The 22,305-nt window shown below is 39.2% G+C and carries 20 protein-coding genes and 1 riboswitch; of the genes, 17 read left to right on the forward strand and 3 right to left on the reverse strand.

Going from position 1 to position 22,305, the window contains the following annotated elements; translation table 11 throughout:
- Nucleotides 1–36 precede the first annotated feature (36 nt).
- The 4 genes from ACVWXS_RS03530 to fadH all read left to right on the forward strand — a co-directional run bounded on the left by ACVWXS_RS03530 (nucleotide 37) and on the right by fadH (nucleotide 4,503).
- Nucleotides 37–1,353: a GntP family permease gene (locus tag ACVWXS_RS03530; protein ID WP_456956088.1), complete on the forward strand. Its 1,317-nt coding sequence runs from the start codon at nucleotides 37–39 to the stop codon at nucleotides 1,351–1,353.
- A 12-nt stretch (nucleotides 1,354–1,365) separates the two neighbouring features.
- Nucleotides 1,366–2,127 carry a 3-hydroxybutyrate dehydrogenase gene (locus ACVWXS_RS03535; RefSeq protein ID WP_374963656.1) on the forward strand — a complete coding sequence of 254 codons (762 nt, stop codon included), beginning with the start codon at nucleotides 1,366–1,368 and terminating at the stop codon, nucleotides 2,125–2,127.
- Between the two features lie 16 nt (nucleotides 2,128–2,143).
- Nucleotides 2,144–3,328 (forward strand): iron-containing alcohol dehydrogenase, encoded by a 1,185-nt coding sequence (locus tag ACVWXS_RS03540; RefSeq protein WP_456956090.1) that lies wholly within the window; start codon nucleotides 2,144–2,146, stop codon nucleotides 3,326–3,328.
- Nucleotides 3,329–3,735: 407 nt separating this feature from the next.
- The gene (fadH, locus tag ACVWXS_RS03545; protein ID WP_427522608.1) at nucleotides 3,736–4,503 is read left to right on the forward strand and encodes a 2,4-dienoyl-CoA reductase; all 768 of its coding nucleotides are present in this window, start codon (nucleotides 3,736–3,738) and stop codon (nucleotides 4,501–4,503) included.
- On the opposite strand, the gene ACVWXS_RS03550 is transcribed toward fadH, so the two are convergent.
- Nucleotides 4,500–4,709 (reverse strand): hypothetical protein, encoded by a 210-nt coding sequence (locus ACVWXS_RS03550; RefSeq protein WP_456956094.1) that lies wholly within the window; start codon nucleotides 4,707–4,709, stop codon nucleotides 4,500–4,502. The genes fadH and ACVWXS_RS03550 overlap by 4 nt on opposite strands.
- A gap of 141 nt (nucleotides 4,710–4,850) precedes the next feature.
- On the opposite strand from ACVWXS_RS03550, the gene ACVWXS_RS03555 reads away from it, so the two are divergent.
- The 13 genes from ACVWXS_RS03555 (at nucleotide 4,851) to ACVWXS_RS03615 (ending at nucleotide 19,873) form a co-directional block, all read left to right on the forward strand.
- Nucleotides 4,851–5,090, forward strand: coding sequence for a short-chain dehydrogenase (locus ACVWXS_RS03555; protein WP_368636904.1), 240 nt, complete (start codon nucleotides 4,851–4,853; stop codon nucleotides 5,088–5,090).
- 246 nt (nucleotides 5,091–5,336) lie between these two features.
- Nucleotides 5,337–5,777 carry a cyclic-di-AMP-binding protein CbpB gene (gene cbpB, locus ACVWXS_RS03560; protein WP_368636903.1) on the forward strand — a complete coding sequence of 147 codons (441 nt, stop codon included), beginning with the start codon at nucleotides 5,337–5,339 and terminating at the stop codon, nucleotides 5,775–5,777.
- A gap of 68 nt (nucleotides 5,778–5,845) precedes the next feature.
- On the forward strand, nucleotides 5,846–6,733 hold the full coding sequence (locus ACVWXS_RS03565) for a LysR family transcriptional regulator (protein ID WP_402984179.1): 888 nt from the start codon (nucleotides 5,846–5,848) through the stop codon (nucleotides 6,731–6,733).
- Nucleotides 6,734–6,970: 237 nt separating this feature from the next.
- Complete coding sequence (locus tag ACVWXS_RS03570) at nucleotides 6,971–9,364, forward strand: hypothetical protein (RefSeq protein ID WP_456956097.1); 2,394 nt, start codon at nucleotides 6,971–6,973, stop codon at nucleotides 9,362–9,364.
- Nucleotides 9,364–10,299 (forward strand): ATP-binding cassette domain-containing protein, encoded by a 936-nt coding sequence (locus ACVWXS_RS03575; RefSeq protein ID WP_456956099.1) that lies wholly within the window; start codon nucleotides 9,364–9,366, stop codon nucleotides 10,297–10,299. The genes ACVWXS_RS03570 and ACVWXS_RS03575 overlap by 1 nt, the downstream gene beginning before the upstream one ends.
- Nucleotides 10,296–11,138, forward strand: a complete 843-nt coding sequence (locus tag ACVWXS_RS03580; RefSeq protein ID WP_456956101.1) for an ABC transporter permease — start codon at nucleotides 10,296–10,298, stop codon at nucleotides 11,136–11,138. The genes ACVWXS_RS03575 and ACVWXS_RS03580 overlap by 4 nt, the downstream gene beginning before the upstream one ends.
- Nucleotides 11,139–11,150: 12 nt before the next feature.
- On the forward strand, nucleotides 11,151–12,572 hold the full coding sequence (locus ACVWXS_RS03585) for a hypothetical protein (protein WP_456956102.1): 1,422 nt from the start codon (nucleotides 11,151–11,153) through the stop codon (nucleotides 12,570–12,572).
- 11 nt (nucleotides 12,573–12,583) lie between these two features.
- Nucleotides 12,584–13,579, forward strand: coding sequence for an AAA family ATPase (locus ACVWXS_RS03590; RefSeq protein ID WP_368636900.1), 996 nt, complete (start codon nucleotides 12,584–12,586; stop codon nucleotides 13,577–13,579).
- On the forward strand, nucleotides 13,576–14,451 hold the full coding sequence (locus tag ACVWXS_RS03595; RefSeq protein ID WP_456956104.1) for a DUF58 domain-containing protein: 876 nt from the start codon (nucleotides 13,576–13,578) through the stop codon (nucleotides 14,449–14,451). The genes ACVWXS_RS03590 and ACVWXS_RS03595 overlap by 4 nt, the downstream gene beginning before the upstream one ends.
- An 11-nt stretch (nucleotides 14,452–14,462) precedes the next feature.
- Nucleotides 14,463–16,208 carry a vWA domain-containing protein gene (locus tag ACVWXS_RS03600; RefSeq protein ID WP_456956106.1) on the forward strand — a complete coding sequence of 582 codons (1,746 nt, stop codon included), beginning with the start codon at nucleotides 14,463–14,465 and terminating at the stop codon, nucleotides 16,206–16,208.
- Nucleotides 16,192–18,789 carry a VWA domain-containing protein gene (locus tag ACVWXS_RS03605; RefSeq protein WP_456956108.1) on the forward strand — a complete coding sequence of 866 codons (2,598 nt, stop codon included), beginning with the start codon at nucleotides 16,192–16,194 and terminating at the stop codon, nucleotides 18,787–18,789. Before ACVWXS_RS03600 ends, ACVWXS_RS03605 begins: the two co-directional genes overlap by 17 nt.
- A gap of 178 nt (nucleotides 18,790–18,967) precedes the next feature.
- On the forward strand, nucleotides 18,968–19,396 hold the full coding sequence (locus ACVWXS_RS03610; RefSeq protein WP_456956110.1) for a MarR family winged helix-turn-helix transcriptional regulator: 429 nt from the start codon (nucleotides 18,968–18,970) through the stop codon (nucleotides 19,394–19,396).
- Nucleotides 19,397–19,411: 15 nt separating this feature from the next.
- A complete protein-coding gene (locus ACVWXS_RS03615; protein ID WP_068983334.1) occupies nucleotides 19,412–19,873 on the forward strand; it encodes an EVE domain-containing protein in 462 nt (153 codons plus the stop codon).
- A gap of 75 nt (nucleotides 19,874–19,948) precedes the next feature.
- On the opposite strand, the gene thiW is transcribed toward ACVWXS_RS03615, so the two are convergent.
- Together thiW and ACVWXS_RS03625 are read right to left on the reverse strand one after the other, a co-directional pair.
- Nucleotides 19,949–20,449, reverse strand: a complete 501-nt coding sequence (gene thiW / locus ACVWXS_RS03620) for an energy coupling factor transporter S component ThiW (RefSeq protein WP_456956113.1) — start codon at nucleotides 20,447–20,449, stop codon at nucleotides 19,949–19,951.
- A 424-nt stretch (nucleotides 20,450–20,873) separates the two neighbouring features.
- Nucleotides 20,874–20,981, reverse strand: a riboswitch (TPP riboswitch).
- Between the two features lie 75 nt (nucleotides 20,982–21,056).
- On the reverse strand, nucleotides 21,057–22,253 hold the full coding sequence (locus ACVWXS_RS03625) for an MFS transporter (protein ID WP_456956115.1): 1,197 nt from the start codon (nucleotides 22,251–22,253) through the stop codon (nucleotides 21,057–21,059).
- Between the last annotated feature and the right edge of the window lie 52 nt (nucleotides 22,254–22,305).

The following is a 22,305-nucleotide window of genomic DNA, read 5'->3' on the forward strand; positions in this document are numbered from 1 at the left end:
ACAGCTCTTTTTTCTAAAAAAAAAGGGGGCAAGTGAATGGTAGAATACATTGGACTTTTTGGTAGTTTAGCTTTACTTGTTTATTTGACGATGAGGGGTGTTAATTTACTTATTTCTGCGCCTTTGACTACCTTGATCGCAGCCATAACAAATGGTCTAGCATTTTTCCCACAGACTGCTGATGAGAACCAAGCGAACTTCTTAACAAGTTATATGGATGGGTTCACTGGATTCGTTGGTTCATGGTATTTAATGTTCATGGCAGGTGCAATTTTTGGAAAGGTAATGGAGGATACTGGCGCGGCTGATAGCGTTTCTAAATGGATTGTAGAAAAAATAGGAGTCAAATATGCAGCTTATGCGATAGTAGCTGCTGCAGCGGTCCTAACGTATGGCGGGGTTTCGGTGTTTATCGTAGCTTTCTCGGTTTACCCAATGGCTATTAGTTTATTCAAGCAAGCGAATTTTCCTCGTCGCTTTATTCCTGCAGCACTTGGTTTAGGCTCTGTAACCTTTACGATGACCTCGGCAGGTTCACCTGAAATACAAAACTGGATTCCTATTTCGTTTCTTAATACATCGCCATATGCTGGATGGGAAGTGAGTATAGTTGTTGCAATTTTTATGGCTATCGGTGGATCACTGTGGCTAAATTGGATGATTAAACGTGCAGTGAAAAATGGGGAGGTTTTTATTGAACGTTCTACTGATCCGGTTGTTGATGAATCTCGTAAGCTGCCAAGTCCAATTTTAAGTGTTGTACCACTATTAGTCGTTTTAGGCATTTCCTTCGCGTTCCACGATTCTCTTGGAACTTCAGCTTTAATCGTGGCATTAACGAGTGGATGTATTACGGCATATTTGGTGAGCTATAAATATTCAAAATCTGTCGGTGCGACGCTAGCAGCTGGTGCTATGGGAGCCATTGTAGCAATTGCGAATACGGCAGCAGTAGTTGGCTTCGGGGGTGTGGTAAAAGCTACTCCGTCATTTGTGGCAACTGTTGACGTTATGACTAATATTCCTGGAAGTCCGTTAATTGGCGGTGCATTAGCTATCGCTGTCATAGCAGGCTTAACAGGCTCGGCTTCTGGTGGTCAAACAATTGCAATGCCTCTCCTTGCTCCACACTATATTGACATGGGAGTGGATACCGAGGCATTACACCGGACAATTGCTATTGCATCAGGGTCTCTCGATTCGTTGCCACATGGAGGTTATGTCGTAACAACCATTAATTCTGTATGTAATGAAAAACATAAAGATGCTTATATGCCATTTGGTGCCTTAACCGTCATTATACCGATCATCGGTACGATAATTGCAATCATATTATTTTCACTAGGAATGTAGGAGGGATATTGCGTGAAAGGAAAAACAGTTTTCATTACGGGGGCAGCTCGAGGTATCGGGCTCTCTATGGCACAAGCATTTGCTGAGCAAGGTGCGAATGTAGTTATAACAGATATAAATGAACAGCTTTTAGCGGAGGCAATTCAAAACAATCCTCAATTAACTGCATTCACATGTGATGTTACGGATGAACAGGCAATATGTGATGCAATTGACTTTACTATTGAAAAGTTTAAGACAATAGATATTTTAATCAATAACGCAGGATTTCAGCATGTTTCTCTAATCGAGGATTTTGCGACAGAAATTTTCGAATCGATGCAAAAGGTTATGTTAGTTGCACCTTTTATCGCAATGAAATATGCGTTACCACATATGAAGAAAAATAAGTTTGGACGCATTATTAATATGGCATCAATTAACGGAGTTATTGGGTTTGCAGGGAAGGCCGGATATAATGCAGCCAAGCATGGTGTTATTGGTTTAACAAAAGTGGCGGCATTGGAGGTCGCGAATGAGGGGATCACGGTGAATGCAATTTGCCCGGGATATGTCGATACAGAATTAGTGCGTAATCAGTTTACGGATTTAGCAAAGACAAGAGGGATTCAAGTAGAGGAAGTACTGGAGCAAGTGCTTTATCCACTCGTTCCTCAAAAGCGCTTACTAGATGTATCAGAAATTACAGGACTTGCGCTGTATTTAGCAAGTGATATGGCAAAGGGTTTAACAGGTCAAGCAGTTATTTTGGATGGCGGTTATACAGCACAATAGCTTAGGGGGTTGAAATATGATTCAAACTAAAACAATCTTCACAGTTCATTCACCAGGAACTATCGTTTATGGGCGAGATTCTTTTGAAGAAGTAGGTGTATATGCAAAGAAGTTAGGGACTAAGGCTCTTATCATTAGTGATCCGATAATGGACAGCTTAGGCTTTGTTCATCAATGTAGCACTTTATTAAAAACCTATGGATTGGAAGCGGTTTCATTTTTAGGGGTAACGACAGAACCAGTGGATACGTATGTAGCAGAGGGGCTTCATGTTTTACAATCTGAGGGCTGTGATATCATCATTTCCGTTGGTGGTGGAAGCTGTATCGATACAGGAAAAGCAATCGCAGTAGTTGCAACAAATGGTGGCTACATTGGTGATTATATGAAAATGGCAAAAATTGCTGAGCACACACCAATTCCGCATATTGCGATACCTACGACAGCAGGCACTGGCTCAGAAGCAACGGATGCAACAGTTATTACAAACACGACAAATGAAGTGAAAATGATGATTAAGCAGCCTGCATTTATGCCAACTATCGCGATTGTCGACCCAATTTTAACGGTTACATCTCCTCCCGCCATTACTGCGGCAACTGGTATTGATGCATTGAGTCATGCTATTGAAAGCTATTTATCGCGCTTAGCACATCCATACTCGAATGTACTTGCCTTATCAGCAATGGATTTAATCGTTCATAATATTTTAAAAGTTTATGAACAAGGTAATGATATTGATGCTCGAGAAGCGATGTCGCTAGGCTCAATGCAAGCAGGTCTTGCATTTTCAAACGCTTCTGTTGCTTTAGTGCATGGCATGTCTCGTCCAATAGGCGCGCTATTCCATGTGCCGCATGGTATTTCTAATGCCATGCTCTTGCCAGCGGTATTAGAATTTTCAAAGGATGCTTGTATCGACCGGCTAGCAGATATAGGAGAATTTTTTAATAAGGATCGAGAGCTGTTATCTCAAGAAGAGCTTGCTGATTTAGCGATTGTTTCGATTAAGGAAATGTGCAAAAGAATGGATATTGGTAATTTAAAACAATGGGGAATTGATGAGGAAGCCTATTATGCAGCCATACCTAAAATGGCAACGGATGCAATTGCCAGCGGTAGCCCAGGAAATAACCCTAAGGTCCCAACACAGGAAGAACTAATGGAGCTTTACAAAATTGCTTATCATTATGAGTTTTAGGAATTCGAGAAGAAACTGTCTAAAATGGAGTTACAAAGCATAATTGTTTTGTAACTCTATTTTTATTGATTAATTCAATTTATTCGGCTCACTTCCAAAACGTGTGGTTGATTTCCGTTTCGACTGGACGCTTTCCTGGGGGCATCGGGGCGAGCAGGGAGAATATCCGCGGAAGAGAGGTAAATACCCGCGCAAGCAGGGAGAATACCCGCGGAAGAGAGGTGAATACCCGCGGGAGAGCAAACACTCGAGCGGAGCAGGCGAATACCCTCGCGAAAAACTTCACCTTTTTTAGTTATCTTGGAAAATAAATTCGATGATTTTTATAGAATCAATATGACATATACGAGAAAATATAGTAATATTTTATATGAATCATCATTCATTTTTACAAAGGGGGAAATCGTATGTTGCAGGGGAAAACAATTATTATTACTGGTGGATCGAATGGGATGGGGCTTTATATGGCAAAGCAATTTGTTGCTGAAGGGGCAAATGTAGTTATTACAGGTCGTAACGAAGAGCGATTGGCAGAAGCGAAAGCCTTTATTTTAGAGGCTGGACAAACGATTGAAACATTCCAAATGGATGTTCGAGTGCCCGAGCATGCAGAAGCGATGCTAGCATTTGCTGTTGAAAAGTTTGGACAGGTTGATGGGCTAGTGAATAATGCTGCTGGTAATTTTATTGTGCGTGCGGAGGATTTATCACCAAATGGTTGGAAGGCTGTTGTTGATATTGTTTTAAATGGGACATTCTACTGTTCTTCAGCAGTCGGTAAGTATTGGATTCAACAAAATATTAAAGGATCTATTCTTAATATGGTTGCGACTTATGCATGGAATGCAGGTGCTGGTGTGATTCATTCTGCAGCAGCGAAAGCAGGTGTATTGTCAATGACTAGAACGTTAGCTGTTGAATGGGGAAAACAATATGGCATTCGAGTAAATGCAATTGCTCCTGGTCCTATTGAACGTACAGGTGGTGCAGAGAAGCTCTGGGAATCAGAGGCTGCTGCTGCTCGAACGTTAGACTCTGTCCCGTTAGGCCGTACAGGTACTCCTGAAGAAATAGCTGATTTAGCAACATTTATGATGTCTGATAAGGCAAAGTACATGAACGGTGAATGTGTGACACTTGATGGCGGGCAATGGTTAAATCAGTATCCATTCTAACTTCTTTCAGCGGGTGTACAAACATCCGCTGAAATAGAGGAACTCAGGCGAAGAACTTCACATCCTGTGAAAACGCCTGAGTGAGCAACATCGTGTTGTTGTTGCCGCTGCCGCTTCGCTTTCGCGCAAAAAACATCTGCTGCTGCCGCTTCGCTTTCGCGCAAAAAACATCTGCTGCTGCCGCTTCGCTTTCGCGCAAAAAACATCTGCCGCTGCCGCTTTCTGCAGGCCTAAGCACAAAGTCGATTCCGGACGCAATTATGCCGAGGCATAATTGATAACAAAAATCTTTGCATAGCAGGGGGCTGGGTTGGCGCATACTAAGGGTAAAGAAAGGAGTTTTGCCTATGGGTATGTGGTTAATACCGGCTCTTATTGCCATTACAATTATTGCGGCCATTTCGCTTGTGTCAACGCTGAAAATTGCCAAAATGACGTCTAAACGGGAGTCAGAAAAAGATACGCCAATTTCAGAAACCGTTGAAGAATATGCAACTATGCTAAACCCGATTTTTTGGGTATATGGAATTTTTTTGCTGTTTTTAGGTATAATGATTTTTTATTACTGGAGTAAAACTGGTTATTAAATAAATATTGTCTTCATTCAGTTCATATTTGCATTAATATGCTGAATGAAGACACTTCGATAAACCTCAACATGTCCCCTATTTATGCTGTTTCCGATACTTAGTTTTCTTCAAAATCCTAAAATAATTCGTTACGTTTAAAAAACTCTTCTCGACCTTGTCGTGGTCATAAAAGGAATAGTTATGATATGATAAAAGGGAAGGATCCTGTTCTGCATAGCGAGGACAGAAAAGGAGAAGAAGTTCATGATTTCAACTAACAGCAAAGATTTATTAGCAATGCCAATTAGTGATTTTATTATTTCATCTGAAAAAGTTGCACATGTACAAAGTGGAAATAGTGCTGAACATGCACTCCTTGTACTTACTCGTACAGGGTATTCATCGATCCCTGTTTTAGATTTGAAATATCGACTTCAAGGTTTACTAAGCATGAAAATGATTACCGAATCCATTCTTGGACTCGAACATATTGAATATGAAAAACTACCCGATATTAAAGTAGATACAATAATGGAGAAAGACATCGCTGTATTAAAGTCGACGGATACTTTTCAGCGGGCTCTCGATTTAGTGATTAACCACGCCTTTTTATGCGTTGTGGATGAAGAAGGAACATTTGCTGGGATTTTAACGAGACGTGTTATTTTAAAGCAATTGAAAAAATATATTTATCAAAAAGAGTAGTAGTTTAAGAGGGGACTCAGATGAAAATCATGAGGTCCTCTTTGCTTGTAACGGAGGTTTACTGATTGATGGCAACAGAGGCAGAAATTTTAAAAGTACTTGCTGAGGAACGCAATATGAGAAAAGCAGCAGAACGTCTATTTTTATCTCAACCCGCGCTTTCTCAACGGTTGCAAACGATTGAAAAAGACTGGGGTGCACAGTTATTTATTCGTTCTCAAAAAGGACTGACAGCGACACCTGCTGGAGAGCAAGTTATTGCCTATGCAACTGAAATGCTGAGCAAAAAAGAAGAGATTTTTGAAACGATCCAATCATTAACGACGAAAGTTAATGGGACATTGAAAATTGCTTGTGCTTCCATTGTTGGTCAAAATTGGCTTCCGAAAATTTTAAAGGATTTTGTATCAAAATATCCTGAGGCAAAAATTTCTCTAATGACCGGCTGGAGCTCTGAAATTGTAAAAGCACTGTATGAGGGAGAGGCTCATGTAGGAATTGTACGTGGGCAAGTTGATTGGAAAGGGGAAAAGATTCACCTGTTTCGTGACACCCTTTATTTAGTAGATAAAGAGCTAAAAACGATTGAAGATGTACTCACGACAGAACGACCTTTTATTCAATTTAAAAGTGATTCTAACTATTATCAGGAAATTCAACAATGGTGGCAGCAGCATTTCGCTTCAAATCCGAGTAAACAAATTTTAGTAGATCAGATTGAAATTTGTAAGCAAATGGCATTGGACGGTATCGGTTATGCTATTTTACCTTCAATCACTTTAAATGACCATGATGGTATTAATAAAATAGCGCTTACTAATAATGAAAAAGAATTTGGTTTGACTCGTGATACTTGGTTAATAGGCTATGAATCCTCATTTGAATTACGACAAGTAGAGGCTTTTGTAGAAGTTGTGCAAGACCATGCGCGATGTTTGTTTGATTATACGAAATAAGAATAACATGAAAGCAGTCCCAAGTGATTCACTAGGGACTGCTTTTTTATACCGCCGGATTGGGGCTCCCCTAGAAAAGCGGCCAATCGGAACGGAGATCAACCCCACACTTTAGTAATCTGCTAATTCTTAAGAGTTTATGAATATTCATGAAGATGTCATAAGAAATGGAACAAAATGCAATATTAATCGTATAATTAATTATACGATTAATTTACAAAAAAAGGGGTTGAGCTTTTGAAAAAAACGAATATAACGGCACTCATACTATTATGCATACTTGTTATTAGCTTTATTCTACCAGTAGAGCAAGCAAGTGCAGCGGCTACTATAGAGGTACAAGCTAAGGTAGGGATTAATGGTAAAGCTAAATACCAATCCGTTGTGCCACTGCAAGTAACAGTAAAAAATAATGGTGCAGATTTTTCTGGAGATATGGTCATTAATGCTTCAGGTTCCTATGAGGCTGCATCAGCACGAGTGCTTCCAATCGATATAGCGGCAGGAGAAGAAAAGACATTTGATTTTTATCTCGATGGTTTAGCTGACTATAATTATTCGAATGCAGATGTGTTTGCATTTTATGAAGGAAGCATCGAACAAGGGAAAAAGGTTGCTTATAAAGGAACAAAGCAGCTGCAAGGTAATTTTTTAGATCCTTCATCCGTTTTTATCTATACATTAACGGATAAAAGTGATCGTTTATCAGCATTTTTGCGTTTATCTCAATCTGCTCCTCAAAGTAATGTTGAAGTTTTCAATTTAAATCAAATCAAGGATTATACATTACCAGAGGATGCTCAAGGATACGCAATGGCGGATGTTATAGCCATTGATGAAATTGCTATTGCTGATTTATCGCAAAAGCAACAAGAGTCTTTACTAAAATGGGTGCAGGATGGCGGAACATTATTGTTGGGAGCTGCTGATCAAGTAAATACAACAGCAGGTATTTTCAAAGATTATTTACCACTTGCATTATCTCAGCAAATGACATCCGTTTCTGCAGATAGTCTATCGAAATTAGCAGGCGGTGGAATTTTTACACAACCAATTTCAGTTTATACAGCAACTGAAAACCAAGGAAGTATTTCTGTATTAAGAGATGACAATACAATACTAGCGTCTAAGAAAAAAGTGGGCCGCGGGGAAATTATTCAAACAGCCTTTTCTTTAGGGGATCAACCACTTGCATCTATGGAGGGCTACGCAGCATTAATCTCAAAAATACTGAATATTCAAAGCTTTTCGCAACAGGGGATGATGGCAAATGGCCAGCCAATGATGGATCAAATTTCGTATGAACTTCGTAATGTAAATGAATTATTCCCTTCATTTGAAGTATCTGTTAGTTATATGCTCATTGTTATCATTTTATATATTTTAATCATCGGGCCTATTTTGTATTTTATCTTAAAGAAAATAGACAAGCGTGAACATGCGTGGTGGATTATTCCTGCAATATCAGTTGTGCTATCTATTGTTCTATTTATTTTTGGTGCTAAAGATAGAATTGTACAACCGCAAATACAGCAATCGGCCTTTTATAAAATAAATGACGATAGTAGCTTAAATGGTTATTATGTTGAGTCTATTTTAACAAACCGTAGCGGTGATTTTGTTGTGAATACAGATAAGGATACTAGTGCAATTGCTTTGCGAAGTAACAATAACTTCTCAGGGACAATAGGAGATTTACATGAGTCATCCTATATTAAAGAAAATGCAAATGGATCGACGTTAACGCTACGTGATTTAAGCTATTGGTCTGTGCAATCCTTTGCTGGGAAGACAGCGCCACAAAATATTGGCAAGATGGATATCGATATTACGTTAAAAAATGAAAGGCTAACTGGGACAATTAAGAACAATTTCCCGTTTGCCCTAAAGGATGTCACGTTAATCTCTGGCATTAAAGAAGTTCAACTTGGCGACATTGAAGCGAATGGAATACTTAAAGTCGACAAGGAGCTAATAGCAACAGTTCTTCAAAAGCCATCAACGTTTACTAATTACAATTATAATTATCCATCGAAGAAGGAAGAAGTGGACCCTCAACGTATCGAGCGTATGAAAACTTTGGCACTACCGCTTGTAGAAAATGAAAAGAAACCTGTTATTACTGCTTGGGCAGACCAAGCAATTGCTAAGGTTGAGCTAGATACAAGTGCCAATATGTCACCTATTTCATATTTTGTTCAGCCATTTGACGGCAAAGTAGAACTAACAGGTCCGTTTACGATGAAACGTAACAATTTTACGTATTCACTAAACCCACTATCTCCTAATTCGCATTTCGAAATAATTGATGAGCAGTTAAACAATTGGTCCTTGTCTGACGGTTTATATGAAGTATCAATTGCATTGCCAGATAATTTTAAGCAGTCAGTTCAAACATTAAACGAACTGACAATTTCAAATAAGGATGTTAACCGTATGGAGCTATCGATTTGGAATAACGAAACGAAAAAATATGAGCCATTGGTAGATACAAAACAAGTGTTTACAGATAACATTACAAAATATTTCAATGAAAATGATGAGTTACTTATTGAAATTAAATTCGGACCAGATCAAACAGGTGAGCCAACAAAATTACCAGATGTAGAGCTGAAGGGAGTGGCGAAATAATGATTGAAATTCGTGATTTAACAAAAAGATATGGCTCCTTTACAGCACTAGATCAATTAAATCTATCATTGAAGGAAGGGGTTGTATTTGGTTTTGTAGGTGCTAATGGGGCTGGTAAATCGACTACATTTTCAATATTAGCAACTCTACTGTCTCCAACCTCTGGTGATGCGCTTATTAATGGAAAAAGCGTTATTAAAGAACCAAAAGAAGTACGTAAGCAAATTGGTTATATGCCCGATTTCTTTGGTGTATATGATCAGTTAAAAGTAGATGAATATTTAGATTTTTATGGTGCAAGTTATGGCATTGGTGCGGCTGATCGTAAAGTATTGATTCCTCAATTACTAGAGCTTGTGAATTTAACGCATAAACGTTATGACTATGTAGATTTACTGTCACGTGGAATGAAGCAGCGCCTCTGTTTAGCTCGTGCCCTTATCCATGATCCAAAAGTATTGATTTTAGATGAGCCTGCATCAGGTTTAGACCCACGTGCACGTGTAGAAATGCGTGATATTTTACGAAATTTAAAATCCATGGGTAAAACGATTTTAATCTCCTCGCACATTTTGCCTGAGCTTGCAGAAATGTGTGATGAAATCGGTGTGATTGATAATGGTAAATTAATCGCTCATGGCAACGTAGCTTCCATTCAAGCACAGCTACAGGGGGAAAAACGTATTGTGATAAAGGTAACAGATCAGTTAAACGAGGTGCGTGCATTCTTAGAGGAAGATCCACTAATATCTTCTATAGATTTGATGGATAATCGCTTAGAAATAGCCTTTAATTATCGTGGAACAAATGCTGATCAGGTGGCGCTATTGAAGAAAGCGATACTTGCAAATTTATCTATTTATGCATTAAGTGAAGAGGAAAAAGATTTAGAGGATGTCTTTATGGCCATTACGAAGGGAGCGGACAATCAATGATGGAACAATTTTACAATCCGGTACTCGTAAAAGAATTGAAGTTACGCTTCCGTTCTTTTAAAAGCTTTTCAGGTTTAATGTTTTATTTAGCGGTTATTTGTCTATTCATCGCAGGGTTTTTACTATTAACAACTGAATTCACAGGCAAGGGATTCTTTAGACCAGATACAAGCTTCATGATGTTTGCGGTATTAACAATATTACAAATGGCTCTTGTCCTTTTTATTACACCAAGCTTAACGGCTGGTGCAATAAGTAGCGAAAGGGAAAAGCAAACATTAAATATTTTACTAACAACAACACAAAGCTCTACACAGATTATAATTGGAAAATTATTATCTTCGGTAGCATTTTTAGTATTAATGCTAATCGCTGGGCTGCCATTATATAGCTTAGTATTTTTATTTGGTGGTGTATCGCCGTCCCAATTAATTTCAATATTTTTATTTTACTTATTAACAGTTGTAGCAATTGGTAGTATTGGTGTGATGTTTTCAACTATTACAAAGCGCACAATTGTCGCAATGATTTCTACGTACGGATCGATCATCTTTTTAGGTGGTATTACGGCATTTTTCTTCTTTTTAACGATGGCCTTCCACCAGATGGGCAATAACATTAGTGGCACTTCCTTTATGTCATATTTCTGGGCTTCTATTAACCCAGGTGCATTAATGCTTACGCTGATTTCGCCAGAATTAGGAGACGAATTAGTGAGATTTTCGGGAGTAGAATTACCTGTATGGATTACGTATTTAATAGCTTATTCATTAATTATTGTTCTTTGTTTAACAATTGCCATTAAAAAATTACGTGCCAATATGAAAAGTAACCGATGAGGAGGAAATTTTATGGGGCGTCGTAAGCAATTACGAAAATATATTCAACGTGCAAAGACGAGTTTAACGATAGAAAGAAGCATTCCAATTGCACAGTACGGCTTGTTTTTGGCATTGCTTTCGAGTGCTTCACTTGTCCTCGTCTCTAGATTGTTTGTATGGCCGTATTATCGCCAAACAGCTCTTGTTGCCTTTATCGCTGTCATACTAGCAACGGTACTTTTTATGTGGTGGAAGCGTGTAAAAGAAAAGGAAGCGTTGCATACACTGGATGATTATTTTTCTCACAATGAACTAGTGACAGCCTTATCGTTTGAGGACGATAAGGACCCACTTGTTCAATCTTTGTTAAATAAAGCGATACAAAGCGTCGAATATGCGTTTACTAATTTTAAGGCTCGAAAGAAAAATTTGTTGCAGCCAAAGGCGTTGGTCGGTCTATTTGTAACAGCTGTTGTATCAGCAATACTTTATATGTTTCCAGCAGCTACACAAATTGAAGCTATTGAGGTGGAAAAAGAAAAAGCTGTTATTGAAGACATAAAGAAGGAAGTTGCTAAATTAGAGAAAAAAGCAGAAACAAAAGAAGTGAAAGAGCATTTAAAGGAATTGCAAAATACGTTAAAAGAGGCAGAAACAGCTGAAGAGGCATTACGCGAAGTTGTGAAAAAGCAAAAGGAGCTTGCCTTAAAGGAACAGCAATTAAAAGATAAGCAAACTGCTAGTAAGGATGGTGCTAGTGAAGAGACAGGCTTATCGAAGGAAGAAGCGGAGCAATTAAAGGAGCTTGCCCAAATGCAACAGGAGCTAACACAAAATGCAAATGCTACTCAAACAGCTATGAGCAAGCTTGGAAAGCCCGCAAGTAATACACTACAAAATGCTATTGCCAGTGCCAATGGTGCAAAAAACAATCAGCAAAACAATACGAATACAAATTCAAATCAAAATTCATCGGGGAATTCATCGCAAAGCAATCAGCAAGCTCAAACAGGACAGCAAGGACAAAATAATTCCCAAAATGGTTCCCAACAGGCTAGTGGTAAAGGGCAGGGACAAGGATCGAATCAAAGCAATCAACAAGGACAAGGACAAGGTCAGGGGCAAGGACAAGGACAAGGACAAGGACAAGGACAAGGACAAGGAAATGGCAAAGGTACAGGCAAAGGTCAAGGCGGCCGCGATTTATTAACGACACCAAATAGAATTGGTGGTTCTAGTCAGACTTCCGTTGATGGCGGAGCATTAGGAGATGGCTCAAATATTTCGGAACAACAAGGAAATGGTCCCATTACTAAAGGTTCTATCCGCCCCTATGAGGAAGTTATAGGCTCCTATAAAGATAGTTATTTAGAAAGCTCAGAGCGTTTACAATTACCGAAGGATTTACAAAATGTCGTGCAATCTTATTTCACGTCAATTGAGTCGCAATAGGAGGAAAAGGAATGGCATTTACAGAGCAACAGTATGTTGAAATGAGTACGAAATTACAACAAGTAAAGGAAGAAATTCATCGCTTTATCGTTGGGCAAGAGGAAGCAATTGATTATACATTGTACGCCGTCCTTGCTGATGGGCACGCATTATTAGAGGGCTTGCCGGGTTTAGGGAAAACGATGTTAATTCGTACAATTTCTGAAGTACTAGATTTATCATTTTCGCGCATTCAATTTACGCCAGACTTAATGCCGGCGGATATTACGGGGACAAGTATGATTGAGCGCACACCAGATGGCAAACAACAGTTTTCGTTCCAGCCAGGTCCGATTTTTAGCCAAATGGTATTAGCGGATGAGATTAACCGAGCAACGCCAAAAACACAAAGTGCACTGCTTGAAGCTATGGGCGAAAAAACGGTAACAATCTTGGGAGATACAAAGAAGATGGCAAGACCATTCTTCGTGTTAGCGACACAAAATCCGATTGAGATGGAAGGGACGTACCCATTACCAGAGGCACAAATGGACCGCTTTCTATGTAAAATTCTTGTACCATACCCGGAGAAAAGTGAGCTAATGGAGATTATGAAGCGTACAACAGGTGCTATGGAAATTGATTTACAAAAGATGATGAATACGGACACACTTATTGAAGCACAGCAAATGGTAAAGGAAATACTTGTTGCTGATGAAATGCTTGAATTTGCGACAGATCTAGTTGTGGCTACACATCCTGATAGAGACGATGCAATTGACGAGGTTAAACAGTATGCCATGTATGGTAGCGGTCCTCGAGGTTTACAAAGTTTAATCAAATTAGCGAAGGCAAGAGCGCTTATGAATGGTCGTTTCCACGTTTCAGTAGCAGATATTAAATCTGTTGCAAAGCCAGTATTACGCCATCGTATGCTGCTGAATTATGAAGGGGAGGCTTCAGGTAAAACAGCAGACGATGTGATTGACGTAATTTTAGATAAGGTACAACAAGGTGTTAGCAGGTGACGCAAAAATTATTATTGCCCGAGGATTGGTTAGCGAAAATCAGTCGCTTCCAAGTGGCGACGGCCTCCAAATTACGTGGGCAGCATAAGGGCTCGCACCGTTCGCAACGCTTCGGGGCATCGCTCGATTTCTCAGATTTCCGAGAATATCATTTAGGTGATGATGTGCGTCAGGTCGATTGGAACGTCTTTGCAAGAACGGATAAGTACTTCATTAAACGTTTTTTAGATGAACAAGAGATGCGTGTACACATTCTGCTAGACACGACTAAATCTATGGGTGAACAAACGAAATGGACTTTCGCCCGGCAAATTGTTGCCTCACTTGGCCTAATGGTGCTTGGTCGCGATGATCGTTTATCGTTTTCTTTTATACAGGATGACGTCAAGCCACCATTTCGCCGTAAAGGTGCTATGTATCGTCGTGCCTTTTTACAGGTGGTAACAGAGATTGAGGAAGCGGCTTATACAAGTAGCTTCGCACAGGGTGCTTTAAAAGTATTGCCTAAGGATAGTACAGTGCTATTTATTATCACTGATGGGCTTGAGCCGATTGAGGAGTGGGAGCAACTCTTGAAAAGGCTACCACGATTTGCTGGGGATGTGCGCATTTTGCAAATTGCTACGCAGGAAGAAATATCACCCGAATATACTGGGGATGTACGCTTACTCGATCGTGAAACTGGCAGAGATGTGAATGTTACGATGTCTTCAAAGGTTCTGGACACATACCTGGCAAGACGTTTATTACATGAAGAGGAATTTGAGGCGATCTGTCGGCGCTTCGGTGTTCGAAAATTACAGCTTAAAGTAGAAGATGGATTGCAGCATGCCATCTTTCAACAATTATTAAAAGCACATTGGATTAGGTGAGGTGAGCCGTATTGGGCTTTAGTCAAATACTTTTTAGCTGGACGGCCATCATCCCGGTCATTGTCCTACTATATTATTTCTTTCGAAAAAAATATACCGATCAAACTGTGTCCTCGACATTATTTTGGTCGGAAATTATGCAAGAAACACGTGTATCACCATACTTAAAGCATTTACAAAAAAATGCACTGCTTTATTTGCAACTGCTTGCACTGATTTTACTTGTACTTGCACTAATGAATCCTTATGTGAAAAAATCAACCATTGCTGGAGCACAAACGATTTTCATTGTGGACACGTCTGCTACGATGCTAGCGGGGACAGAGCAGTCAACATTTGACACACATAAGAAGGAAATGCTCTCTTTGGTCAATCAGCTTGATGGAAGACCTGTAACGCTCATCACAACAGGGAATACACCGAAAGCTATTTTACAGCAAGAAACGAATACCAAAGTTATTGAAAAAGCTATTCAAGAGTTGCAAGTAACCTATGAAACGGATCAGATGAATAAGGCTCTTGATGTGGCACAGGCTTTTGTTGGTGATACACCAACATCTATTTACGTTTTTACAGATGCACTTGATAAAAAGCATTTACCGATGGAAAAGGATACGGTGAAGTGGTTAGTAAAAGGGTCTGCTAAGGATTTAACAAATATCGCAATTACACGGTTTGCTGCTACTACAGATGGTCAATCTACGATGGCGCTTGTGCAGTTACAAAATGATACTGATCGAGAGCAAAAGGTGACACTTTCCCTACAGACTGTGAAGGGGAATGAGATAACTACAGAAAGTGTTACATTACCACCGAATGAAGCTGTAACGAAAACATTTAAAGACTTACCATTAGAAAATACTTTAACTGCCAAGATAACTGCTAATGATGATTACGTAGTCGATAATTCACAAACTGTATTGCTACAAACAGCCACTTCAAAAGTAGTTGTCGATCAAAGTATGCATCAACTCATTCAAAAAGGTTTTCAAACGATTAATAGCGGTGTGAAAATTGTTCCGTCTTTACAAGTAGCGGACAATCAAGATGCCACAGTTGTGACAAATCAAACGGCGCTACTCGAAAAGATGGATAAGCCGATTGTATTATTTGGACGTGATGATGTTAAAAAGGTTGAAGCAAACGGAGAAGTAACAATAACAAGTGATGCATTGTTTGCTTTTAGTGAGCTAAAAGATATTTATATTAGTGCTGTATATCCAGGATTCGATGGCTATAAAACGATTGCATCAGTGGGTGATCAGCCATTTATACAACGTTCACCAGAAGGAGATATTGTTATTTTAGCGGATATTGCTGATACAGATTGGCCGCTACATCCCTCTTTCCCATTATTTTTATGGAGTGCTGAACAGCAGCTTTCAGAATCAATTGGTTCACTCGGTATTTTTGCACCAAATGAGCAACGAGCAGTTGCTTTAGCGCAAGGTGATTGGAGTGTTTATTCGCAGGATGATGAGTTTTTATCGTCTATTACAAATGGTTTATTAACAGCTCCAATAAAGCCGGGAATCTATACCGCACGCTCAAATAATGAAGAAAAGCGCTTCATCGTACAGCTTCAAGCTCAAGAACGTGTCATTGAAAAAGGGACAAGCTATACGCTTGGAGAGCTTCAGGACAATGGTAAGGAAGAAATATCGAAAACTTCGTTGGTGCCTTGGCTTATCCTTATTATTTTAGTATTACTTGTTTTAGAGTGGGAGGTGCAACGACGTCGTGGATTTACGAATTGATATGCCATTAGTATTGTTGCTTTTACTTCCATTGCTTATGTATTTTGGATGGACCTATTGGCGTGAGCGTCAGCGACTCAAAAAGAGTCATATTGTCGTACTAGGTATTCGTATTGTGGCGATATTCTGCTTAGTCTTTGCGCTTGCTGGACCTTATATTTTATTACCTGTAAAGGAAGAACAAATCGTATATTTAGTTGACCGTTCTGCTTCGATGAATGGTACAGAAGATGAAATGGTTCAATTTATAGACGAAAGTTTGCAGTCGAAAAAAGATGAACAACTTGCAGGGATTTATTCTTTTTCATCGACACTGCAAACAGAAGCCATTTTATCTAATTCTTTAAAGGAAGTGCCGAAGTTTACAGCCATAAAGGCGACCGATCAAACAAATATTGAACAAAGTCTGCAGCTCGCTTCGGGTATAGTAGATCCGAAAAAGGCAACACGACTTGTACTCTTAACTGATGGTAATGAAACAAAAGGAGATGCCCTAGAGTTTGCATCAAAGTTCAAAGGGTCAAATATAAGTGTCGATGTAGTGCCGTTTAATAAATCTGTTATGAACGATGTATCACTTAAAAGTTTTGTAACCCCACAAGTTTCTTATGTAGGTGAGCAGCAGCAGTTAGTCACTGAAATTAATGCTACTGCGGCGGGGCAAGGTGAGCTATTATTATACGAAAATGATGAGCTTATTCATCGTGAGGCAGTGGAGCTTGCGGAAGGTTCCAATGTGTTTACGTATAAACATGCGGCAACTGCAGAAGGACTTGTGAAATATGAGGCAATGGTTCAAGTTGATCAAGATGCGATTTTTGAAAATAATAAATTAACAAGTGTCACGATGGTGCAAAGTGAACCACATTTATTAATTGTCAATGGTTATGACACAGCTTCACCAATCGCTGCAGCACTTGGCAACCAATCAATCGACTATGATGTTGTAGATGCTAAAAGTTTGCCAAATGAACTTTCTAGTTATTTACAATACAATGCCATCATTTTTGATAATGTGCCAGGGCATTTAGTAGGCGAGGCGAAAATGAATGTCATTGAACAAGCGGTAAAAAACTTTGGTGTCGGCTTTACAATGGTCGGTGGTGAAAATAGCTTTGGCTTGGGCGGCTATTTTAAAACGCCAATCGAAACTTTGCTACCTGTGGAAATGGAGATTAAAGGTAAGGAGCAATTACCGTCATTAGGGCTTGTGATTGTACTTGATCGCTCAGGAAGTATGTCTGGAGCGAAGTTAGAGCTTGCTAAGGAGGCGGCCGCTCGCTCAGTCGAAATGCTACGAGATGAGGATACGCTCGGGTTTATTGCTTTTGATGACCGACCTTGGGAAATTATTGAGACAGGACCACTTGGCAAAAAGGAAGAAGCTGTGGACACGATTTTAGCTGTAACGCCAGGTGGTGGTACAGAAATATATGGATCACTTGCTAAAGCCTATGAAAACCTAGCTGATTTAAAGCTGCAACGTAAGCATATTATTCTCTTAACGGATGGTCAGTCACAGTCGGGGAATTATGAGGATTTAATTGCAGAAGGCAAAGAGAAAGGCATTACGCTATCGACGGTGGCAATTGGTCAGGATGCAGATGCAAATTTACTGGAAGCACTTAGTGAGATGGGAAGTGGACGTTTCTACGATGTTGTTGATGAGCAAACGATTCCATCTATTTTATCTCGTGAAACGGCAATGATTTCACGCACATATATTGAGGATAACCCATTCTATCCAACTATATTTAATGCATCTGGATGGAATACGTTATTTACGAATGGTGTACCTCAAATGAATGCTTATATTGGTACGACAGCAAAACAGGGAGCTACTGTTATTGCGGAAAGTGAGAAGGAAGATCCAGTGCTAGCACAGTGGCAATATGGTCTTGGCAAAACATTTGCCTTTACTTCTGATTCGACAGGAAAATGGACAGGAGACTGGGCAAGATGGCAGAATTGGGGCACATTTTGGCAAACGCTTATTTCACAAATGCTACCAAGCTATAACGATGTTGCCTATGATGTTCGCCTTGAGTCAGACGGCTCGTTTGTTATCACGGATCCAACAAATGAAGCGGCGTTTTTAGATATTGTTGCTGTTAATGAAGCTGGTGAAGAACTTGAAACACAGCTTGAAACAATTTCAGCATCACAAGTTCGAGCAGTCGTACAAGCAGAACCAGGTCTGATTTTCTTCCGTATTGCAGATGAAGAAAAGACTATTTACCAGGCTGGCTTAAGTGTTCCTTATAGTGCTGAATATGAATTACGTCCAGTGAATGATAAGCTAGTAGAAGAATTGACGAAGCAAACAGGCGGCTCCATTTTGAAAGAGCCAAACGAAGTATTCCGTGAGTTTAGTAAAAAAGGTGCGGAACGTCAAAATATTGCAACATGGCTTCTATTAGCAGGTATGCTACTATTCTTCATCGATATTACCATTCGACGCTTTGGATGGAGCTTCCTAACAAGGCCAAGGAAGAAAGAGCAGACTGTAGAAGAAAAAACAATACAGGCAGAAGACACAAACGTTGCCCAGCTATTAAAGGGCATGAAAAAACGACCTTAATAATTTAAAACGATGGTTCGTTGCTTTTTTTAGCAATGAGCTGTCGTTTTTTTTGCTTGTAAAATCATGAAAAGCGAAATTAATCTTGTTATTAATGGGATTTAATGTAATAATTAATAATAGTAATAAAATATTACTATTATTTTTAAATACTATTATATATTTTGGAGGAGTTAACATGACCAATATTATGAATTCTTTTGGTTTTCTAAGTTTTAAGTTAGCGGAGGCTCTAGAGGAAAATCTCGAGACATATATTAGCGAAAAATATCAATTGAAATCCAGAGAAGTTGGAATAATGATTCTTGTAAAAGAAAAAAAACTTAGCCAAATTCAAATAGGGCAGATTTTAAAAATAGATAAAAACAGTGTCCGCTTTTTTATCGATGATCTAGAAGAAAGAAAATATGTTTATAGAGAGAAAAATCAAGAAAATAGAAGAGAGAATCTAATATGCCTTACAGAACAGGGAGAAAATGTGGCAGAAGAATTATTGAAGATCCTTTCAATTTCTGAGAATGATGTTTTAGACGTACTTTTATTGGAAGAACAAGAGCAATTGAAACACATATTGAAAAAAGTATATGAAAATCGTTCGCCAAAATAAAAGGAGGTGGAAGCTATGTCACTATATCCTACGACTGAAAGAGAACCGAAATATTGGATTGGCGTGGTATCTCTTAATCATGTGCAAAAAGGGGTTGAGGGAGGATTCGGCCAGTTGTGCCATGGTAAAGAAAGACCTTTGAAACGAATGAAAAAAGGAGACTGGATTATATATTATTCTCCTAAAAACAGTTTAGATGGTAATGAACCTGTAAGAGCCTTTACCGCAATTGGAAGAATAAAAGACGAGCGAATATACGAGTTCCAAATGACAGAAAATTTTATTCCTTTTAGAAGAGATATAGACTTTTATAAAGATGCAAAGTCTGTTCCAATAAAAAGGATCTTAGATTATTTAGAATTTGTAGAAGATAAATCGAAATATGGTTATAAATTCAGATTTGGTCATTTTGAAATAAGTAAAAAAGACTTTTTATTAATTGCTCATGAAATGGGATTGCCGCTAAAGTATGGGTGAATTTAGTTGAATTAAAACGTTACTTTCTTAATTAATTGCCATTAAGGAAGTAACGTTTTTAAATTGCCATAAATATTATTTAAGCAGAGTGTTAAGGTTAGTTACAAATATAGTCTTACGCAAATTGCTAGCTACGACAAGGCCTAAGATAGCACCAATCGTACTTGATGTTAGAAAGGCTGGCATAAAAAATAATGCTGCCACGGATGTCCCCATTAATAAATGTGCGTAGGGCACTGCAATGAGTGAGGCAATAATTCCTGTCCCGAATATTTCACCGACACCAGCTAGCCACATCTTGCCGCTGTATTTATAGGCAAGAGCTGCACACAAAGCACCAATGACGCTGCCAGGTATAGCTAATAATGAACCTGTGCCTGTTAAAATACGAATAATTGCTGTGATAAAGGCGACCATAACGGTTGGCACTGGTCCAAGAATGATAGCGCCAATAACATTAATGGCATGCTGTACTGGATAGGCACGCGCAATTCCAGTTGGTATTGAAACGAAGGTAGAACCTGCTACGGCAATTGCTACTAATAAGGCCATGATTGTTAATTTTCGGATTGACATAATTTCTACTCCTTTGAAATATGAATTTAATTGTTAATACCAGTAAATTTGAAGTCCCGCCGGTAAAACCGAGAACAGCGCCGCTAAAACTGTGAGTTGAGCCGGTAAAACCGAGAACAGCGCCGCTAAAACCGCGAGATGCGCCGGTAACCAAGAGAACAGCGCCGCTAAAACCGCGAGTTGCGCCGGTAATCAAGAGAATGGCGCCGCTAAAACCGCGAGTTGCGCCGGTAATCAAGAGAATGGCGCCGCTAAAACCGCGAGATGCGCCGGTAACCAAGAGAACATCGCCGCTAAAACCATGAGTCCCACCAGTAACCTTGGAAATAATGTTGCTAGATTGGCGAGCATTCTTAAAGTAAACTTACAAAAAAAGCCGCTTCCTAAAAAACAATAGGAAGCGGCCTTGCATTTACATATTAAAAAGCAAGTGTCGCCACTTCCCTCCGCTAGTGTGAACTAGATCAGGTTCAAAGGGTCCGTATATGATAATATACGTCTCAGCCTTTTAAAGACTCCCCTAGTGGTAATAAAAAAATTTAATTTAATTCTATCTTATTACATAATAATGTAGCATTCTACCAAAAATAGTCAATGATTTTTCTGCCTATTTTGTATCAGGATGCAACAGGTGTGGTGCTTTTTTCATCGTCCAAATAAGGGCAAGGAAGAAGCAAGCCATTAAAATAATAGCTCCGAAAATATAAGGACTGTTCATATTCCAATCGAATAATATACCTGCTAATGCAGGACCAATCATATTACCAAGGCTCATATATGCATTGTTCAGACCAGCCGCAAAGCCTTGTTCCGTCTCAGCAAGCTTCGAAATCAATGTGTTGACAGCTGGGCGAATCAATGTCGTAGCTGTAGAGAAGATTGTCGCTACAACTAAAATAAGCGCAAAGCCAGACACAAACAAAATTAAGAAAATTGATACGGCGGCAATAAATAAATTGACTAACACTACTTTCATTTCGCCGAAGCGATTAAACAGTGGTGTAATCACAAACATTTGTACAACAACACCAAAAGCACCACCTACAACTAAGATAATAGCGATATCAGTAGGTGTGTAATTGAACTTTTCTGTAACAAATAACGATAATGTTGTTTGGAAGTTAGCAATTCCGAATGAGAATACAAGCATGATAACGAGCATTACAAAGTAAGGCATTTGAACTGAACGAACCATTTGCTTTGCAAGGTTGTCTTGCTTCTGCATTTTTTGCGCTGTATTTGGTTTCTTGGAAGGTAATAAAAACAACGATAAAATAGCTGCTAAGATCGCTGCAACTCCAGCAGTATAGAATGGGAAATGTAAACTAACTTTTGATAGGAATCCACCGATACCTGGTCCAATCATAAAGCCTAGAGACATTGATGCACCTAGCATGCCCATTCCTTTACCACGTTCTTCATACGTTGTAACATCTGCCACAAAAGCCATGATAGGTGGGGCAACAAATGCAGAGCCAACGCCACCTAAAAAGCGTGCCAAGAAGAGCATCCACACATCTGTAGAAAGCCCGAAACCAATTTGGGCAAGTCCTGTAACTATAAGACCGAAAATAATGAGATTTTTCCGTCCATATTGATCCGAAAGATTCCCAGCAATTGGAGAAAATACGAATTGAGCCAAGGCGAACGTTGCAATCAACATGCCAAGAATTTGTCCGGCGGCACCAAATAGTTTTAAATACTCAGGCATAACAGGAATAATAATTCCAATACTCCCCATTGCGATAAACATATTAAACATTAAAATATACAAAGCCGCCTTATTGGACTTCTGCTGGGTCATCGAATACCCCCTTCTTTAATCAAATATACTACAGTCTACCACAAGGCTTGTA

It is taken from the genome of Lysinibacillus sp. TE18511, assembly GCF_054062295.1.

Excerpts from the sequence above, each read along its gene's own strand:
- ACVWXS_RS03530 (WP_456956088.1), top strand. The coding sequence starts at position 37 with ATGGTAGAATACATTGGACTTTTTGGTAGTTTAGCTTTACTTGTTTAT.
- ACVWXS_RS03540 (WP_456956090.1), top strand. The coding sequence starts at position 2,144 with ATGATTCAAACTAAAACAATCTTCACAGTTCATTCACCAGGAACTATC.
- fadH (WP_427522608.1), top strand. The coding sequence starts at position 3,736 with ATGTTGCAGGGGAAAACAATTATTATTACTGGTGGATCGAATGGGATG.
- ACVWXS_RS03550 (WP_456956094.1), bottom strand. The coding sequence starts at position 4,709 with ATGTTTTTTGCGCGAAAGCGAAGCGGCAGCAGCAGATGTTTTTTGCGC.
- ACVWXS_RS03555 (WP_368636904.1), top strand. The coding sequence starts at position 4,851 with ATGGGTATGTGGTTAATACCGGCTCTTATTGCCATTACAATTATTGCG.
- cbpB (WP_368636903.1), top strand. The coding sequence starts at position 5,337 with ATGATTTCAACTAACAGCAAAGATTTATTAGCAATGCCAATTAGTGAT.
- ACVWXS_RS03565 (WP_402984179.1), top strand. The coding sequence starts at position 5,846 with ATGGCAACAGAGGCAGAAATTTTAAAAGTACTTGCTGAGGAACGCAAT.
- ACVWXS_RS03575 (WP_456956099.1), top strand. The coding sequence starts at position 9,364 with ATGATTGAAATTCGTGATTTAACAAAAAGATATGGCTCCTTTACAGCA.
- ACVWXS_RS03580 (WP_456956101.1), top strand. The coding sequence starts at position 10,296 with ATGATGGAACAATTTTACAATCCGGTACTCGTAAAAGAATTGAAGTTA.
- ACVWXS_RS03585 (WP_456956102.1), top strand. The coding sequence starts at position 11,151 with ATGGGGCGTCGTAAGCAATTACGAAAATATATTCAACGTGCAAAGACG.
- ACVWXS_RS03590 (WP_368636900.1), top strand. The coding sequence starts at position 12,584 with ATGGCATTTACAGAGCAACAGTATGTTGAAATGAGTACGAAATTACAA.
- ACVWXS_RS03610 (WP_456956110.1), top strand. The coding sequence starts at position 18,968 with ATGACCAATATTATGAATTCTTTTGGTTTTCTAAGTTTTAAGTTAGCG.
- ACVWXS_RS03615 (WP_068983334.1), top strand. The coding sequence starts at position 19,412 with ATGTCACTATATCCTACGACTGAAAGAGAACCGAAATATTGGATTGGC.
- thiW (WP_456956113.1), bottom strand. The coding sequence starts at position 20,449 with ATGTCAATCCGAAAATTAACAATCATGGCCTTATTAGTAGCAATTGCC.
- ACVWXS_RS03625 (WP_456956115.1), bottom strand. The coding sequence starts at position 22,253 with ATGACCCAGCAGAAGTCCAATAAGGCGGCTTTGTATATTTTAATGTTT.